Source organism: Mucilaginibacter sp. cycad4, assembly GCF_034263275.1.
Taxonomy (GTDB): domain Bacteria; phylum Bacteroidota; class Bacteroidia; order Sphingobacteriales; family Sphingobacteriaceae; genus Mucilaginibacter.
The window spans coordinates 3,634,895-3,653,256 of the sequence record NZ_CP139559.1 but is presented as its reverse complement, the minus strand read 5'-3'; the positions used below and the strand labels follow the sequence as shown (position 1 = coordinate 3,653,256).

At 43.4% G+C, this 18,362-nt stretch carries 12 protein-coding genes and 4 tRNA genes; 10 read left to right on the top strand and 6 right to left on the bottom strand.

Annotation, left to right across the window (positions count from 1 at the left end):
- The first annotated feature begins 93 nt into the window (after positions 1-93).
- A complete protein-coding gene (locus SNE26_RS14755; RefSeq protein WP_321554701.1) occupies positions 94-3,333 on the top strand; it encodes a GH92 family glycosyl hydrolase in 3,240 nt (1,079 codons plus the stop codon).
- 114 nt (positions 3,334-3,447) lie between these two features.
- Complete coding sequence (locus tag SNE26_RS14750; RefSeq protein WP_321554700.1) at positions 3,448-5,742, top strand: GH92 family glycosyl hydrolase; 2,295 nt, start codon at positions 3,448-3,450, stop codon at positions 5,740-5,742.
- A 3-nt stretch (positions 5,743-5,745) separates the two neighbouring features.
- On the opposite strand, the gene SNE26_RS14745 is transcribed toward SNE26_RS14750, so the two are convergent.
- From SNE26_RS14745 to SNE26_RS14730, 4 genes are all read right to left on the bottom strand, one after another.
- The gene (locus SNE26_RS14745) at positions 5,746-6,774 is read right to left on the bottom strand and encodes a LacI family DNA-binding transcriptional regulator (RefSeq protein ID WP_321554699.1); all 1,029 of its coding nucleotides are present in this window, start codon (positions 6,772-6,774) and stop codon (positions 5,746-5,748) included.
- A 171-nt stretch (positions 6,775-6,945) separates the two neighbouring features.
- Positions 6,946-7,018: transfer RNA gene (locus SNE26_RS14740), tRNA-Lys, on the bottom strand.
- Between the two features lie 88 nt (positions 7,019-7,106).
- Positions 7,107-7,179, bottom strand: a tRNA-Lys gene (locus SNE26_RS14735).
- 134 nt (positions 7,180-7,313) lie between these two features.
- Complete coding sequence (locus SNE26_RS14730) at positions 7,314-8,336, bottom strand: YCF48-related protein (RefSeq protein WP_321554698.1); 1,023 nt, start codon at positions 8,334-8,336, stop codon at positions 7,314-7,316.
- Between the two features lie 140 nt (positions 8,337-8,476).
- Between SNE26_RS14730 and SNE26_RS14725 the strand changes: the two genes are divergently transcribed.
- A tRNA-Leu gene (locus tag SNE26_RS14725) sits at positions 8,477-8,560 on the top strand.
- A 62-nt stretch (positions 8,561-8,622) separates the two neighbouring features.
- Positions 8,623-8,706 (top strand) — tRNA-Leu (locus SNE26_RS14720).
- Between the two features lie 69 nt (positions 8,707-8,775).
- Here SNE26_RS14720 and SNE26_RS14715 read toward each other — a convergent pair.
- The gene (locus SNE26_RS14715; protein ID WP_321554697.1) at positions 8,776-9,120 is read right to left on the bottom strand and encodes a hypothetical protein; all 345 of its coding nucleotides are present in this window, start codon (positions 9,118-9,120) and stop codon (positions 8,776-8,778) included.
- Between the two features lie 50 nt (positions 9,121-9,170).
- The gene (locus tag SNE26_RS14710) at positions 9,171-9,638 is read right to left on the bottom strand and encodes a terminase small subunit (protein WP_321554696.1); all 468 of its coding nucleotides are present in this window, start codon (positions 9,636-9,638) and stop codon (positions 9,171-9,173) included.
- A gap of 173 nt (positions 9,639-9,811) precedes the next feature.
- Between SNE26_RS14710 and SNE26_RS14705 the strand changes: the two genes are divergently transcribed.
- The 6 genes from SNE26_RS14705 to SNE26_RS14680 all read left to right on the top strand — a co-directional run bounded on the left by SNE26_RS14705 (position 9,812) and on the right by SNE26_RS14680 (position 18,348).
- Positions 9,812-10,315: an antitoxin Xre/MbcA/ParS toxin-binding domain-containing protein gene (locus SNE26_RS14705; RefSeq protein ID WP_321554695.1), complete on the top strand. Its 504-nt coding sequence runs from the start codon at positions 9,812-9,814 to the stop codon at positions 10,313-10,315.
- 98 nt (positions 10,316-10,413) lie between these two features.
- Entirely contained in the window at positions 10,414-10,878 is a 465-nt protein-coding gene (locus SNE26_RS14700; protein WP_321554694.1) for an RES family NAD+ phosphorylase, read from the top strand.
- A gap of 83 nt (positions 10,879-10,961) precedes the next feature.
- Entirely contained in the window at positions 10,962-12,206 is a 1,245-nt protein-coding gene (locus tag SNE26_RS14695) for a hypothetical protein (RefSeq protein ID WP_321554693.1), read from the top strand.
- A 274-nt stretch (positions 12,207-12,480) separates the two neighbouring features.
- Entirely contained in the window at positions 12,481-13,077 is a 597-nt protein-coding gene (locus SNE26_RS14690; protein WP_321554692.1) for a hypothetical protein, read from the top strand.
- A gap of 144 nt (positions 13,078-13,221) precedes the next feature.
- Positions 13,222-13,512: an RNA-binding protein gene (locus SNE26_RS14685; protein WP_090523751.1), complete on the top strand. Its 291-nt coding sequence runs from the start codon at positions 13,222-13,224 to the stop codon at positions 13,510-13,512.
- Between the two features lie 282 nt (positions 13,513-13,794).
- The gene (locus tag SNE26_RS14680; RefSeq protein WP_321554691.1) at positions 13,795-18,348 is read left to right on the top strand and encodes a gliding motility-associated C-terminal domain-containing protein; all 4,554 of its coding nucleotides are present in this window, start codon (positions 13,795-13,797) and stop codon (positions 18,346-18,348) included.
- Positions 18,349-18,362: the final 14 nt, after the last annotated feature.

Genomic DNA, 18,362 nt, shown 5'->3' with positions numbered 1-18,362 from the left:
TATACAGAGGCGGCATACCATTTTAAATGCCCTGCAAGCGGGAGACGCAATTATGCGTCTCTACATTGGTGTTTTAAATTATTGATTGCACAATTGAAGAAGATAATATATTTCGTCTTAGCCTTGATACTACTGGGCTCCAATCTCTATGCCCAACAAATAAGCCACTTGCGCTATGTTGACCCATTTATTGGCACTACTGTAAGTAACGTGCTTACCAAATGGGGCAATAATGGAGGATGTTATCCCGGAGCAGCTGCTCCATCAGGATCAATACAACTAAGCCCGGAAACACGGGTTACCGGAGCAAGGGGATATAATTTTGCCGATAGCTCAATTTATTATTTCAGCTGCCTGGGGCACATGAGCGGTTTTCCGGGAGGATCATCAGGTTACTTTTTTATAATGCCACTGAATAGTGATGTCAACTTTGAAACCGGTAAATCAAGCCTGCGTTTTTCGCACAAAAAGGAGACCGCCAGGCCCGGTTACTATAAAGTTTATTTTGATGATCAGCGGATTACAGCAGAAGCTACCACTACCGCAAGAACAGGTATGTTCCGTTTTACTTTCGATGGCAATGCTGATCCGCAAATTTTTATAGGCGGCATAGGTGAGATTCAATCCATATCAAATAAAATAATCCATACTTCAAACGCTAATGCGGGTATAAATTTCAGCGAAGGATACACATATAAAAAAGAAGTTACGGGAGGCTGGCTTTTCTCCTTCCCAAAAGCTAAAACGGGCGTTAAAATGATCACCGTGAAGTTAAGCAAATCATCGGTTGGTTATCTCAACGCGCAACATAATATTGATCAGGAGATAGGCAGCCTTAGTTTTGATCAGGTGCGGACGAAGACCGGTAGCGAATGGGCTAAATTATTATCGGTTGTTGATATAACTGACGATAATGAACAGAATAAGAAGGTGTTTTACACAGCGCTTTATCATTCGCTGTTGCTGCCTTGGGTTGCCGACGATGTGGATGGCAGCTACAGGGGAAATGATGGCAAGGTTTATCAAAAAACGGGGCAAAACCAGTATGAAGCTTTTTCTCCGTGGGACACTTTCAGGTCTTTGCATCCTTTACTTACACTGCTTTATCCGCAAAAGCAACAGGATGTAATCCTATCTATACTGGACGTTTACAAGCAAAGCGGGCATCTGCCAACTGAAAGCATGACCGGTAACCATGCTGTTCCCATAATTGTTGATTCATATATGAAAGGGATCACTGGTTTTGATAAAGAGCTTGCTTATGAGGCCATGAAGAAAGATTTAGTCGACGGGCCATTTGTTCAGTCAGACATGGAAGTTTATCATCAAAAAGGCTACGTTCCTTTTACCCGGCAAGAATCAGTCACCCGCACAGTTGAGTATGCCTATGACGATTGGGCATTATCGCAATTTGCAGATAAAGTGATGAAGGATAAATCAACTTACCAGTTATCGGCAGGCAGAGGGATTAACTACCGCAATCTTTTAAATAAAGATGAATTGTTCATGTTCCCGCGAAACGGCGAGGAATTTAAACTTCAACCTGGTACATCAGGTTATAAGGAGGGTGATAAATGGGTATACTCATATTTTGTGCCCCAAAATGGTAAAGACCTGATTAACATGACAGGCGGTAACGAGCAATTCGCCGCCCGATTGGATTCTGCCCTTGGTAACAACTCCATTTTGTTTGATAATGAAACAGTATTTCACCTGCCTTACCTGTTTAACCAGGCCGGCAAGCCCCGGTTAACACAAAAGTGGGTGAGGGATATCATGCTCAACAGGTTCAGCGCTACACCGGGCGGTTTGCCCGGTAATGATGACCTGGGTTCAACATCCAGCTGGTATATCTTCAGCGCCATGGGCATCTATCCTGTATGCCCCGGCAGGCCGCTTTATGCCATTGGTGCACCGTTGTTTAAATCCGGAACACTTCATCTGTCAAACGGCAAAAAGTTTATCATCAGCAGCAATAATTCCTCCTTGAAAAATAGCTATGTACAATCATTGCGGGTAAACGGTAAGGCCTGGCAGCAGTTAATTCTGCCGCATTCGGTATTGGTGAACGGGGGCACAATGGCTTTTGACATGGGTGAAAAGCCGGGTAACTGGCCCGCGAATAAAGATCCAATTGAACTTTCAACCACACAAAAAAACACTGCTTTTAGCGTAGTGAATTATTCAGTCAATAAAAAAAGTGTGGTGCCGGATGAGCCGCTTATAATAAAGTTCAGGCTCAAAAATACAGGTAGCAAAGGTATTAAAACCGTAAAATTATTGGTTGATGGAAAGCCATACGGTTATAAAAATTGCTTGATGGAGTCCGGGCAAACCGTTCAGGATTCCATTGTATTTCGCCTTTACCTGGTTGGGAAATCAATATTGAAGCTTGGTGATACACCTCCGTTTACAATCGATATAAAACTGCCAGCAAAACCTCAAGAGCATCCTTTCAAAATATCTGGGCTGGAAGTAAAATCCATGATTAGGCTAAATGACATTCAGGAAATAAAATATCAGATAAAGAACACAGGCGGCCTCAAGCAAACCTTTATCATACCCGTAATTCAAAATGATTCGGTTGTTTTTACAGATAAGATTAAACTGAATGCAGGTGAGGCTAAAACCATCAGCCATAATATAACAGTCATTAAAAAAGGATTTAAGTACCTGAGGGTTGATACCGCTAAAACTATATATAAAGTTTATGATGACGGTAAGGAATCCTTATTGCTTGATTTCAGGTCGATTGTTCCCGGCAAAATAGTAGCTGATAGTTCGGGATTTAACAATAATGGTAACATTATTTCAACTTCAGCAATGGCCGATAATGACAAACTACTGTTTGGTGACAGCACGTATGTGGAAGTTCCAAACTCACCGGCTTTAGATAGAATGGCTGAATCCATTACCATGATGGGATGGGTTTACCCAATGGGTAACGAGAAAGGCTTGGTTGATATCATTACCAAAGGCGATAACCACGTGCTGCAAATGACCGATAACAAAACCCTTACCTTTTTTGCCGGCGGATGGGGCAGGGGTGATTGTACCGTAAACCTCCCTGCTGATTGGCAACTGCATTGGCACCATATAGCCGGTGTGTGTAATGGCAAAACACTATATGTTTATATCGATGGTGTATTGTCAGGAACCTCGCTATTAGAGGTAAGCGCTGATCTGTCCGTAAATAACAGATGGACATTAGGACGAAATGAGGAATTCCCGTCGGAACGGGTGTTTCATGGTTATATGAACAGGGTAAAAGTATTTAAAGCCGCATTATCCGCTGACGATATCAAAGCCATTGTATCAGCAGAAAGACAGTGACCCGGTATCAATGAAATTATTCCTGAAAAAAACACCAGGCTTTTAACAGATATGATCTGAAAAATCAGAGATTTGCCAGGCCTGTTTAAACAAGCCTAAAAATCTATCTGAAAAATGATCTTAAACATTTGCCCGAAATTTAAACGGAAGATCTATCCGTTGATATTGCTTTCGTTGGTCTCTGTAACAACAAACGCCCAACAAAAAACGACTAAGGTTAAAAAGGATGAGGTTGACTATGTTAACCCGCTCATCGGTACTGCATCAACAGGCTTTGCCAAAGGACTTGATGGCGGCGGCACCATGCCATGCGTAAACGTGCCGTTCGCCATGACCAATTTTGTAGCCCAAACCGGCGAAAATAAAATGAGCAAAATGAGTTATACTTATGAGGATAACTCGGTAATTGGCCTGATGGCATCGCACCAACCTACCGTATGGATGGGCGATTATGGTTATGTATCTGTAATGCCCCAAATAGGCAACCTTCGGGTACTGCCAGAAGAGCGCAAGTTGTTGTTTGACCATAAGGATGAGGTTGCCAAACCTTATTATTATTCAGTAAAACTAAAAGCCGGTGCTAACGCAGGCATCAAGGCCGAAATAGCCGGCGTCAATACCTGTGGCATGTTCCGCTTTACTTTCCCTAAATCGGATCAGGCACATCTTATCATTCAGGGTATTAATTTAAACCCGGCGCTTACCGATTGGGCTAACGACTTTAAGGTGAGAATGAAGGAAATGCGCGGATATGTGCATGTTGATACCGTAAATAATGAAATAACCGGCTACAATCCCGACAGGCAGTCGGCTCAGCTTGGGCCGGCGCTTAAAAACTTTAAAGGCTATTTTATTATCAAGTTTGATAAGCCCATCCGCAGTTATGGCACCTGGGATAATAAGACTATAAAAAAAAGGAGTAAAGAGCAATTTGGTACCCGGATGGGGGCCTATGTATCATTCAAAACAACGGGCAGTACTGTTGTAAAGGTTAAGGTTGCAACCTCATTCATCAGTATTGACCAGGCTCGTCACAATCTTAAAAAGGAAATCCCCGACTGGGATTTTGAAAAGGTAGTGAAAAGCACCCGTGATAACTGGCAGCAGCAATTGAAAAAAGTGCAGGTTGCTGATATCACGGATGGACAAAAAACTATTTTTTACACAGCGCTCTTTCATACCCTGCTTTTTCCAAGGGAATTTTCAGAGTATGGCAGGTATTATAGTGCTTTTGATGATAAGATCCACAATGGTGTTTCTTACAATGATTATTCATTATGGGACACCTTCAGGGCTTTGCATCCTTTGTTGATCCTTACCCAGCCCGGGCGTGTAAACGATATGGTGAAATCGCTGCTGCAAATGTACCAGGAAGGAGGCTGGATGCCGATGTGGCCAAACCCAACCTATACCAATATCATGATAGGTACCCATGCCGATGCTGTAATTGCCGATGCTTATATCAAAGGGTTTAGGGGCTACAATGCTGCCTTAGCTTATGAAGCCTTGCATAAGGATGCCTTTGCTGCTCCTGATGGCGATACTCAAAAAAAATGGGGCGACCGCGACCTTTGGACAAGCTTTGAAGCAAGGGGAGGGCTAACCAATTATCATAAATTAGGCTATATTCCGGTTGATAAAACCAAAGAATCAGTATCGCGCACTGTTGAGTATGGTATTGACGATTATTGCGTTGCCCAGCTTGCAAAGGCCTTAGGCAAAACCAGCGACTATAACCAGTTGATGACCTGGAGCAAGAACTATAAAAACGTGTACAATACTTCAACCGGTTTTATGGCTCCACGGAATGCCGACGGCAGTTGGTCGGCCAAGCCGGATAGTGGGTTTACCGAAGGCACCAAATGGACATATACTTTTGGCGCTATGCAGGACGTACCCGGCATGATAGCCCTCATGGGCGGTGAAAAGGCCTTTGCCGATAAATTACTCCATAATTTTAACGATGGCCATTACCGGGCTGATAATGAGCCGGGGCATCATTACATCTACCTGTTTAACTATTGCGGTATGCCATGGAAAGCGCAGGAACTGGTAAGGCAGCATACCTCATGGCAAAATTTCAGGAATGCACCTATCGGCATAAATGGTAATGATGATTGCGGCCAAACATCAGCCTGGTATATTTTTAGCACCATGGGCTTTTACCCGGTAACGCCGGCATCGGGCATGTATAGCATCGGTGCCCCCCAGTTTCCATATATTGCCCTGAACCTGCAAAACGGAAATAAACTGGTGATCAAAGCTACAGGCTTATCTGCCCAAAACAAATATGTGAAGGTAGTAACCTTTAACGGGGTGGTCATAAAAGATCATATGATATCGCATGAGCAAATTAGCCACGGCGGTACCTTGGCTTTCACCATGACCAATATCCCTCAAAAAGATTAATTGTTAAGAGGCTGTTGATGCCCTTGCAATTAATTGTGATGGCATTACCAGTTCCTGCTCGGTTTCCATAAGCCGCCCGGACAGGCGGCCGAAAAGTATTTCGGCTGCCTGCTTGCCCATATCATACGCGGGTTGCAAAATAGTAGTAAGCGATGGGTTAAGTATGGCCGCGGTAATTTGATTGGTAAAGCAAACAACTTTTACATCACCGGGAATCTGTAGTTTCAGTTCATCGCAGGCCAGGTAGGTAGCGGTCGCCAATTGCTCAACCGTGGCTATGATACCATCGGGTTTAACGGTTGCCAAATGCGCTTTGATCATATTTACGTTTTCCTCCGTATATTTATTTGAGCAGGTTACTATTCCTGTATCTTTAGCTGCAAACCCATTGTCGGTTAAAGCGTTGCGATATCCTTGTTCCCGGGCGGTTAAAATAGTAGGATAGCCGCTGATGGTAACCAATGAGATGTTTTTACATCCGGCCTGTAGCAGATGACAGGCAGCGTTGTAGGCGCTGTTATAGTCGTCGGTTATAATTTTATCGGCAGTAATATCCTCGCATACCCTGTCAAAAAAAACTATGGAGATGCCCGTTTCCTGTAATGTTTTAATATGGCCCGTATCCTGCGTGCTGCTGGCTACCGACATGATGAGGCCGTCCACCCGTCCGCTGGCCAGGTCGTTAAACATGGATGCCTCCCGTTCATAGCTGTCATGAGTAAGATAGATCAGCGCATGGTATTTTTTAGGGGCGATAACGCTTTCAATTCCGTTAATGGCCTGGCTAAAAAAGCTATCAGCAATTTCGGGTATAATGATGGCTATTGTGTTACTGCTTTGTTTGCGGAGACTGCTGGCATAAGCGTTAGGTACATAATTTAAGCGTTTTGCAACTTCCATTACCTTCAGTTTGGTTTCAGGACTGATATCATAGCTATCGCGCAACGCTTTGGATATGGTCGCGGTTGAAAGGTTAAGCTCTTTCGCAAGCGTCTTCATATTCACCTTATCGTTCTTATTACCGCCGGTCATTTTTAGTATTGGTTGTGCTTAATTGTGGAGCAATATAACGAAAAAAGGTGTTCAGTAGTTTCGGCTTCTATCGATCTGACCGGAACTGATTTGGGATGGCCGTTTATTTACCAAAAACAGCGTTGAGCACGGGTTTAAATGCGAAAAGGCACAATTTCTTGTGCCTTTCTGTGATCCCGCTGGGACTCGAACCCAGGACCCCAACATTAAAAGTGTTATGCTCTACCGGCTGAGCTACGGAATCATTCTTTAAATTTTTCGCTTAATGAGGCGGAGCTGTTTAAAGGGCAGCTTTTGTTTTTAAATAAAAAAGCCTCTTTTCAAAGGCTTTGTGATCCCGCTGGGACTCGAACCCAGGACCCCAACATTAAAAGTGTTATGCTCTACCGGCTGAGCTACGGAATCATACTTTTCAACTTCCTTGGTTCGGTTAACCGTTTCCGTTTAAAGTGGTGCAAATATAGGGTTCTTAATTATTCCCTGCAAGCTATTTTTTAAATTAATGTAAAGCTTTTTTTAAGCTATTAAAAACCAGTAAACTACAATTTTAGAACAGCTATTTTACCGCTATTTCCGGCTAATAATACGAGTGTGCCATGTTTTGCCTTACGGCAAACGTTAAAGCTTGTGCCGTCTATTTGCTTCCACGTTTTGCCTCCATCTGTAGTGATGTTGCTCCCGGGAGTGCCTGTGGAAAGGAATATTCCGGATTTTATGTACTCAACACCTGATTGAAAACCTGCCGGCCCTGTTTGTGATGGTGTAAATGTGAGGACAGGGTGAACCGTGTGGATAGTTGCCACTGAATCTGTCTTTTTATCATTGGCATAATCCCCCCCGATAATAATACCGGCATTTTGCCCTGTCGATATTGAAAAAGCCCCTTCACTGCTTTTTCCATGAGTAAGAGGAAGATTTGAATACTGCCATTGATTATTGTGAAGCTGCAAGGAAATAAGCCTTGCACTGCTACCTCCTGAAACGATGTATATCGCTCCTTTGCCCGATACTCTGAGGCATGTTCCACTCGCTGCAAAAGCAGCTTCTCCGGGTAGTGCATCCGGGGCATTTTCCGACTCGTTCCAGGTTTCACCACTGTCTTTGGTTTCCAGTAATAAAAATTTATTGTTGATTGGGTCGCCTAAGATGTAACCGTGATGGTTATCGGCAAAATCCATGGCGTCTAAAAAATAGGTTGTATCTGTTTTTCGATATTTTTCCTGCCAGGTTTGTCCGCCATCAACTGTTTTCAAGATGAGGGACGGCGTGCCCGAACTCATGATCACGGCTTCATGATCATTAAAAGCTTCGATATCCCGAAAGTCGGATTTTTCATAACCCTTTATTTGCTGCCAGTTCCAGGTTTTACCGCCGTCGTTAGTTTTAGCGATGTATCCTTTGCTGCCGCTTATCCATGCCGTATTGTCATCAACTACCGATAAACCACGGATACTTGTTGGCTTATCCTGCTGTAAAATAGTAATAGTTTGTGCTTTCAGGACAGAATTGAACCACACAGAACAGAATAAGGTACCTGAAATAAAAATGCGGTTTAGCTTCATTTAGTTTGATATAAAGTGTTTTATGAAACCTAAGTTAGATTTTCAAATACCGTTAAACAACATAATATTGATTTTTTAATTTATTAGGTTGCAATTTGGCGGAAACGATTATATTTGCACGCTTGTTAATAAAACGATAAGCCCGGATGGCGAAATTGGTAAACGTTGCGGTCTCAGAAGCCGTTGAGAATTGTCTCTTGAGAGTTCGAGTCTCTCTTCGGGCACGCCTTTTTTAAGTAAGAAAAATTAGAATGTGAGAATTGAAAGATTCTCACATTTTTTAAAAGCCCAGGTGGCGAAATTGGTAGACGCACCATCTTGAGGGGGTGGCATTCGTAAGGATGTACGAGTTCGAATCTCGTTCTGGGCACAACCTCTTAAACAATATATTTAAGATCTTTTTCCTTCTTTTAATCCCTGAACTTCCTGCTGCAGCACATTAACTACTGCCGTTAATGAACTCGAAGATCCGGTCGCTTTTATTATAACTTTTAATTTTTGCCTGTAATACCGGCGAAGAGTTGTATATATTTAATGCATCGCGCAGGGCGCCTGCTTTAAGGTTAGGAATATCCTGCCCAACTATGGTGATCACCTGTTTGGGGTTTTCGCAGGCAAGGCAAAACAGCGCCTGCTCAATGGCAAATGTTTTACCGCTGCTGGTGCCTCCCTGGTTAACTACCACATGTGCGGTTGAGAGAAAATTTTGTTTGAACAGGACAGAGCAGTGAAAGCCTTCCGGTTCTTTAAATGTAATGTCGGTGATTATTTCTTCATCGGTCATTTTTGCTGATTTTTTAATCTGATACCTGAACTTACAAACGGGTACCGGGGTTATAGTTTTACCTCTTTTTCACTGCCGGCAGGGGGCGGGCCGGAGCTTAAGATTTTCACTGTTAAAACATTCCCTGCCTCTGTATTTGGTGATGGGTCATGTTTTTCGTTCCACCCCATGTTTTTTAACGCGAACATTGCCCCGGTTGCATTTTGGTGCAGATGAGCCTCATAGCTGGCTTCTACGCGTAAAATCCCCTGTTTAACAGCCTGTGAAAACCGGCCGTGCTGTATATAATCATGAAGCTCCTGCCGGCTGTTAAAGCCAAGTGCAAGGGCCAGTCCCGATAGGGTTGCAGGTTCGGGTTCACGGTCCCAAACCTTTTGTTCAATAGTTTCTGCATTGTCTTTACTGTTTTTTACCGGTTTTTGTTCAATGTGATATTTACCCTTTATGTGGGCAAAATATTTGTCAATAAGCCGCTCAACCTGGGCGGCGTTATTAAAGGAAGATATATCGGGTTTCATTATGTTTTAAATGCCTATTGGCATAAAAGAATAATCAAATGTCGGAAATATTTTTTACAATTGCTAATTTTATTGGTAATTTTTTTATTAAGGCAGATATGGGGAAGGTATAAGAGTAGAATTAATAAAATGTAAATATTTTCTTTTTTAATAGAAAATATTTACATTTGTATATGAGCAAAGCAATTAAACGTAATACAGCTATTGAAGCCAGGCAAGGGCAGGCTGCATCCCGCCCTTATGTATTTACCGATGCGCCTATGCAGGTTTTTAATGATCTGCTGATGCCTTATGAAACCTATTTTAAATCGCCTTTGGCCAAGCTTGGGGCTATAAAACAAGGGTTGCGTTCAAATTCCATCACTGATTTATTAAAGGTAACCGGCGCCACTCAAAGCGATATTGCCAAATGGTTGCATATAACCGAGCCTACTTTGCGTAAGCATTTGCAAAGTACACATGAATTAAACCAGGGGCTTAGTGAGCACATCATTCAACTGTTTGAGCTTTTTGATAAAGGCCTTGATACCTTTGGCACCCTTGACGAGTTTAAGGGCTGGCTAAAACACTATAATCCGGGTATTGACGCTATCCCTTTTGATTTACTTGATACCATAACAGGTATTAGTATTGTAATAAGCCAGCTTATCCGTATTGATTACGGTGTGCTTGCCTAAAAATAATTATTGAATTAATGATTTAGTGAATTATTGATTGTTTCTTTAAAGCAATTTATGTTCGCCAGATAATTTATTAATCTATCTATCTACCTTTTTTGAACGTTTACCGGATAAGCCAAACTAAATATGCCCGTGACCGCAAAGGCTCAGGAATTGACGGCCGATGGAATTCATTGGGGCAATATATGATCTATACAGGTGGTTCACTGGCTCTTTCATGTCTCGAAAAACTGGCGCATTCGCCTGGTACAGCCTTGTACGCCGGCGATTTTTCGGTTATCATATTTCAGATACCGGATAACCTGCCTGTTTTTGAAATCACTGTAAACAAACTTCAAAAGCTTAATACTAACTGGCATAAAGTAATTAACTACCCCGTTACGCAATTGCTTGGCGATACCTGGCTTCGTAAAATGGAAACGGCCGTATTAAAAGTACCATCGGCAATTATTGATCTGGAATATAATTACCTGCTTAATCCGGCCCATCCCGATTATAACAAAATAACTATCAGCAGTGTAAACAAGTTTACTTTTGATCCGCGGCTTAAGGCGCAATAAAATCTTGTACAAACAAATAACTTAAATAATTATTTTATAATTGCACGGATAAACCTTTACTTTTCCTGCATCGAATAATTATAATGGGTATTAATAAAACAAGCATTTTAATTTTTGCAGGCTTGCTCATAAGTATCAGAGTACACGCCCAGGATAAAAGATACATCCCGATAGGGCATACTAAATATAAAGATACCGTACTGGTTACCCATCCTGACACTACCTTTGAAAAAGATATTTTTGATGTTATCGGATCCATTTTTCATGAAAGCAATAAACCCGGCAAGGTTGATTCTGTAACTTCAAAACCGGTAATATCCATTATCCCGGCTATAGGTTACACTTTACAAACAGGGCTGGCGGGTACTATATCAGGCAATGTGATTTTCAGGTTAGCGCCCGATACCCGGATCTCCACCATAACGATCAATCCTGCCTATACTCAAAATAAGCAGGTGATCATCCCTATTCAATCAAACATCTGGTCGAAAAACAACAAATATGATTTTATAGGCGATTTCAGGTTTTACAAGTATCCGCAAAGCAGTTTTGGCTTAGGCAGTAATTCTGACAGGGATAATGAAAACCCGCTGGTTTATAGTTTTTTTCGTTTTCATGAAACTGTTTTGCGCAATATAACCGGAAATTTTTACGCCGGTTTGGGCTATATTTTTGATGACAGGTGGAACATGTACGAGAAAGGGCAGTTAAACGGAAAAACGTCCGACTATGAAAGATATGGACCTGTTAGCCGCGCTATATCAACCGGGATAACGTTTAGCGGGCTCTATGACAGCCGCGATAACCCGATTAATGCATCGCGCGGATTTTACACCTCGTTACAGTACCGGGATAATTATACATTTTTAGGCAGTACAACTGCCTGGCGCTCTTTAATTGTTGACGTGCGCAAATACTTCAGATTTCCGGAAAGCTCGGATAACGTGCTGGCCTTTTGGTCATACAGTTGGTTGGTACTTAACGGCCGGCCGGCATACCTCGATCTGCCCGCTACCGGGCACGACCCTGGCTTTACTACCGGGCGCGGATACATACAGGGTAGGTTTAGAGGGGCGCAAATGGTTTATCTTGAAAGCGAATACCGGTTTAAAATAACCCGTAATGGTTTACTTGGAGGGGTAGCTTTTGTAAACGGCGAGTCGTTTTCGGCAGCACCGGGTACGGCTTTACAAACTATGCAGCCTGGTTTTGGGGCCGGTTTAAGGGTTAAACTCAATAAGGTATCCAAAACCAATATCGCCATTGATTATGGTTTCGGGCGTGAAGGGTCAAGAGGCTTGTTTATTAATGTGGGCGAAGTATTTTAATGGGTGTATATTAATTTGATTTACAGTGTATTGCTTGTAATTTATATTTCGATTTTTATATTTTTGGATGTTGAAAATATTCGAAAACGGGCCGCCGGTTATCCATTTTTTGCATTTTTATTAAAAGTGTTCTATCACACATAAACCGGCAACTTTAGCATGACTATTGACGTATATCATACAAAGGTTAAAAAAAGTAAAAAAATTAATTTGTTTAACCATATTTCATGAAATTTGTAATTATTTATTGCTATGTTTATTCGCCAGTAAGCCTATGATACGTACCAGTTTTACTAAATGGTTTGTTTTACTAAGTTTATCCATTTCGGTGGCTTTAACTTCCTGCCAAAAAGATGAGGAAGTGAAAGATATCAGCGCGGTTAAAACAGCCAGCAGTAAGGACAGCGTATCATCAGTAAACATTATCAATACTCCGGGTAATTTTCTTGCAGGGAAAGGTACTTTAAAAGTTACCATCGAAGATTCTACTTACACTTTTGATGCCAGCCAGGATTCAATTGCATTTATAAACGTGCATAATGGCGATAACAAGTATTTTGGCATCACCGCAATCAACAAAGCACATAACATGAGTTTTGGCATCAGCTCTTTAGGACTGGCTTCGGTAAAAACCAGCAGTGACGTTGCCGGGAGCCAGTTTCTGTTTAACGTTGATGAAAAAAAACCTTTGCTTCAATATACCCTTACCAAATATGCGGGACAGCAGGATTTTGGCAAGATTGATATGGAACAGTATAACCAGGAAAATATGATTGCTAAAGGTACGTTCTTTACCTTTTTAGCTAAAGACGATAAGTCTGACTCTCCTTTTTACCGTGTTGAAGGAAGCTTTGAACTGCAGCTCAAATAAAATTCGTTTCGTTTTCAACATCAGTTTGGAAATTTTATTCAGTAATATTAAGGTAAAAAAGCCATTACCTAATGATCATTAGTACCCGGGAGGGCGGTAATACGGCTCTTTTTTCGTACCTTTATGCAAATTTTAAAAACATTGATGAAAGTATTTATTGCAGGTCTTCCTTTAGAAGTAGATGAGGCCGAATTAACAGCTGTTTTTGGTGATTTTGGGCCGGTTAAATCGCTCAGGATCATTAAAGATCGCGAAACAAAAGAGAGTAAGGGTTTTGGTTTTGTGGAGATGGTTAACGAGGATGAAGCGAAAGAAGCGATACGTTGCATGAATGGAGCAAGTTATTACGGCCGCAGGATCACGGTTAACGTAGCCGAAGACAAAGGTCCTGGCTTTAACGGTGGTGGCCAAAAAGGTGGCTTCAGGCGTAATTAATACCAACTAAAACATTATTCTTCTTTTTAAAAATATTAGCCGGCATTGCCGGCTTTTTTTGTTTTTGGTGATAGGGGTTATATAATTTAAATCATTTAAAATTAGTTGATTAAGTGTTATCGAAAAAGCTTATTTTAGTATGTATATCAGTAACTGATAAACTGATGAGATAAAACAGATTACTATAACCTTACCTGCAATTTAATGGCCAATTATATTTACTCTTGCTATCTTCCAGATCTCCGGGTACCTGAACTTGCTTACAATTTAAAGTAGCCACAAGTGTGTACCTTTCTGAAACCGGTAATAACAGCACTTGTGCTTTGGCTTGTAGCTTTTTCAGCTTTTGGCCAGGCGCCCGATATTACCTATACTACTCCCAATATTTATATTATCGGCAATGAAATATCGCCGCTAAGCCCTACTAATACTGGGGGCGCTGTTCCGGCTACCATTTACGGCGACACTAAGGTTATAGCAGGTACAGGACAGTTTGGTAATGTAAACGGCGATGCAGCTACCGCACAATTTAAATTGCCGTTTGGTATAAGTACAGATGCCGATGGGAATATGTATATAGCCGAAAGCGGCGGCGGGATCCGAATAATAAGTGCATCGGGGCAGGTTTCGTCAATAGGTACCGATGCGCTGCCCGGGCCACCTTTTGATGTGCCTAAGCTTAATAACCCCCGTGGAGTGGTTAAGGATAAAAGCGGTAACTTATTTGTGGCAAACTATAATAATCATAATATATTAAAAATCACCCCGTTGGGTACAGTCACTGTTTTTGCCGGTATTAATAAAAGCGGTACGGCCGATGGCCCGGGTAATATGGCAAATATCATCAATCCCTACGGCATAGCTATCGATAAGGATGATAACCTGTATGTGTCGGATGGTAATAACGCCATTCGTAAAATATTTCCATCGGGTTACGTGTACACACTTGCAGGCCAACCTTCGGCAGGTACTTTAGATGGGCTTGGGCGTGCCGCCAAATTTAAAAAGCCGGCCGGGCTTGTGGTTGATAATGACGGGAACATCTACGTTGCAGATCAGGGCGGTTTTGTAATTCGTAAGATAACTCCCAATGGCATGGTTTCAACAATAGCGGGCAGCGGAAATTTCGGTAGCGGGGATGGGAATGGAACAGCAGCTAATTTTCAATCCCCTGTAGGAATAACTATAGATGTATCAGGAAATTTATACGTAACAGATAGTAATCTCGGCACTGTGCGACGAATTTCGCCGGATGGTGAGGTTAAAACTATAGCAGGCGGAGGTCCGGTAGGGGCCGAAAGCGGGGTTGGCAATGAAGTCCATTTTAGCAGCCCAAGCGGTATAACGATAGGCGCCGACGGTAATTTATATGTGGCCGAATATGGTAAAAACTCTATCAAGCGGGTTACAGCAACTGGTTATACTATAGATAAAGCTTTGCCCGCAGGCTTAACCTTTGACCCTCGTACCGGAATCATCACCGGTACCCCAACTGTGCTCTGGCCCGCTACCAATTATACTGTTACCGCTTATAACGCCGGGGGCAGCAGTAAGTTCATGTTGAGCATAGAGGTTGCTGATGTAGCAACTCCCAATATTAAAAGCAGCAATGTTAGTGGTACTATTGCTGCCTGTATCGGGTCGGCATCTGCAAATTATCAGCAGTTTGCAGTGTCGGGAATTAATCTTACCAATGATGGGATTGTTATTGCCCCTGCCAATTTTGAAGTATCATTGACGCCGGTTGGAGGTTACAGTAGCACAGTTACCATACCGATTGCCGACTTAGAGCCGGGGGTTGCAGTTTATGTACGCACAGCAATAACTGCACCCGCCGGGAGCCTGGCAGGTGACGTTTTGTTGAAATCAACAGGGGCTGCAGATGTTCATGTGCCGGTAAATGGGGTAGTAAATCAGATTGTGACGCCGGAGGTAAGCATTAATCAACAAATTTTAGGTTGCCCCGGTGAGCAGGTAATCCTTGTGGCATTGTCAATAAACGGTGGTGATCATGCCAGTTATCAGTGGTATGTAAACGGAAATCCCCAGGGCCCAAATAGTGTGAATTTCATAAGCTCGGAAATTAGCAGTACCGATGTAATAACGGTAACGATCACTAATACCACCGATTGTACGAGTACGCCATCTGTTACTTCCGCTCCGGCATCACCCATGTATATACCATTAACACCCCCAATGGTAACAGTAGAACAACCGGATTTGGCTTGCCCGGGGCGGTCGGTAACGTTTGTAGCAAACACCCATGGCACCGAGGTCGCTAATTCTGTTTACAGCTGGCAGATCAACAATGTCGACCAGGGCAATCACGATAAAACATTCCCGGCACCGGGCAGCATCACTGCTGCCGATAAGGTAACAGTTACAATGATCAATCCAGGCGACTGCGGCCCGCTGAGTGCGACTTCTGTCCCGGTATCGCCTGTGTATAATTCACAAGTACTTCCAATAGTAACGGTGGAGCAGCCCGGTTTAGCCTGCCCGGGGCAATCGGTAACATTTGTGGCGAATACCCATGGCACTGAGGTAGCTAATTCTGTTTACAGCTGGCAGATCAACAATATTGATCAGGGTAATCACAATAAAACATTCCCGGCACCGGGCAGCATCACCGCTACCGATAAGGTAACAGTTACACTGATGAATCCAGGCGACTGCGGCCCGCTGAGTGCGACTTCCGTCCCGGTATCGCCTGTGTATAATTCACAAGTACTTCCAATAGTAACGGTGGAGCAGCCCGGTTTGGCCTGCCCGGGGCAATCGGTAACATTTGTGGCGAATACCCATGGCACCGAGGCCGCTAACTCTGTTTACAGCTGGCAGATTAACAATATTGATCAGGGCAATCACGATAAAACATTCCCGGCACCGGGCAGCATCACCGCTGCCGATAAGGTAACAGTTACTCTGATGAATCCAGGCGACTGCGGCCCGCTGAGTGCGACTTCTGTCCCGGTATCGCCTGTGTATAATTCACAAGTACTTCCAATAGTAACGGTGGAGCAGCCCGGTTTAGCTTGCCCGGGGCAATCGGTAACATTTGTGGCGAATACGCATGGCACCGAGGTAGCTAATTCTGTTTACAGCTGGCAGATCAACAATGTCGATCAGGGTAATCACGATAAAACATTCCCGGCGCCGGCCACCATCACCGCTGCCGATAAGGTAACAGTTACACTGATGAATCCAGGCGACTGCGGCCCGCTGAGTGCGACTTCCTTCCCGGTATCGCCTGTGTATAATTCACAAGTACTTCCAATAGTAACGGTGGAGCAGCCCGGTTTGGCCTGCCCGGGGCAATCGGTAACATTTGTCGCGAATACGCATGGCACCGAGGTAGCTAATTCTGTTTACAGCTGGCAGATTAACAATATTGATCAGGATAATCACAATAAAACATTCCCGGCACCGGGCAGCATCACCGCAGCCGATAAGGTAACAGTTACTCTGATGAATCCAGGCGACTGCGGCCCGCTGAGTGCGACTTCTGTCCCGGTATCGCCTGTGTATAATTCACAAGTACTTCCAATAGTAACGGTGGAGCAGCCCGGTTTAGCCTGCCCGGGGCAATCGGTAACATTTGTGGCGAATACCCATGGCACTGAGGTAGCTAATTCTGTTTACAGCTGGCAGATCAACAATATTGATCAGGGTAATCACAATAAAACATTCCCGGCACCGGGCAGCATCACCGCTACCGATAAGGTAACAGTTACACTGATGAATCCAGGCGACTGCGGCCCGCTGAGTGCGACTTCCGTCGCGGTATCGCCTGTGTATAATTCACAAGTACTTCCAATAGTAACGGTGGAGCAGCCCGGTTTAGCCTGCCCGGGGCAATCGGTATCATTTGTGGCGAATACGCATGGTACCGAGGTCGTTAATTCTGTTTACAGCTGGCAGATCAACAATGTCGATCAGGGTAATCACGATAAAACATTCCCGGCGCCGGCCACCATCACGGCTGCCGATAAGGTAACAGTTACACTGATGAATCCAAGCGACTGCGGCCCGCTGAGTGCAATTTCCGTCCCGGTATCGCCTGTGTATAATTCACAAGTACCTCCAATAGTAACGGTGGAGCAGCCCGGTTTAGCCTGCCCGGGGCAGTCGGTAACATTTGTGGCAAACACTCATGGCACCGAGGTAGCTAATCCTAACTATCAGTGGCAATTGAACCACGTTAATGTTGGCGAAAACAAGGATAACTTTACCAGTAACACCCTGAAAAACGGCGATTTCTTAACTTGTACAATAAGCAGCTCTGCGCAATGCTCTGTACCTGGTACCAGTAATGAGCTTGTTATTCAAACTAAAGCGTTGCCTACTGTGGCGTTTAACGGAGATATTACTATCAAAAAAGGTGAAAGTATTATCTTATCACCGGTTCTATCAAACGGTGTTACAGATTATAGCTGGTCGCCTTCGGTTGGGTTAAGCAATTCCACTGTCTCATCGCCGGCCGCATCGCCGCTAACAACTACTACTTATACATTAACGGTAACAGCAGGGGGATGCCCGGCATCGGCCATTATTAAAGTCAATGTGTTGGAACAAATGGTTATCCCTAATACTTTTACCCCTAATGGTGATGGTGTTAATGATACCTGGAGTATCGCCGGGCTTGCCGCGTATCCAAACTGCACGGTGAATGTGTTTAATAGATACGGTGCCGGAATATTCCGTTCGGTGGGTTATGCTAAAAACTGGAACGGATCTTTTAATGGGTACGTGCTGCCTGCCGGGACTTATTACTATGTAGTTGATCTTAAGGATGGTAAGAAACCACTGTCGGGATATGTAACACTTTTAAGGTGATACTTAAAGTCAAA

Coding starts and splice junctions, on each gene's coding strand:
- SNE26_RS14750 (WP_321554700.1), top strand. CDS start 3,448: ATGATCTTAAACATTTGCCCGAAATTTAAACGGAAGATCTATCCGTTG.
- SNE26_RS14745 (WP_321554699.1), bottom strand. CDS start 6,774: ATGACCGGCGGTAATAAGAACGATAAGGTGAATATGAAGACGCTTGCG.
- SNE26_RS14730 (WP_321554698.1), bottom strand. CDS start 8,336: ATGAAGCTAAACCGCATTTTTATTTCAGGTACCTTATTCTGTTCTGTG.
- SNE26_RS14715 (WP_321554697.1), bottom strand. CDS start 9,120: ATGACCGATGAAGAAATAATCACCGACATTACATTTAAAGAACCGGAA.
- SNE26_RS14710 (WP_321554696.1), bottom strand. CDS start 9,638: ATGAAACCCGATATATCTTCCTTTAATAACGCCGCCCAGGTTGAGCGG.
- SNE26_RS14705 (WP_321554695.1), top strand. CDS start 9,812: ATGAGCAAAGCAATTAAACGTAATACAGCTATTGAAGCCAGGCAAGGG.
- SNE26_RS14695 (WP_321554693.1), top strand. CDS start 10,962: ATGGGTATTAATAAAACAAGCATTTTAATTTTTGCAGGCTTGCTCATA.
- SNE26_RS14690 (WP_321554692.1), top strand. CDS start 12,481: ATGATACGTACCAGTTTTACTAAATGGTTTGTTTTACTAAGTTTATCC.
- SNE26_RS14685 (WP_090523751.1), top strand. CDS start 13,222: ATGAAAGTATTTATTGCAGGTCTTCCTTTAGAAGTAGATGAGGCCGAA.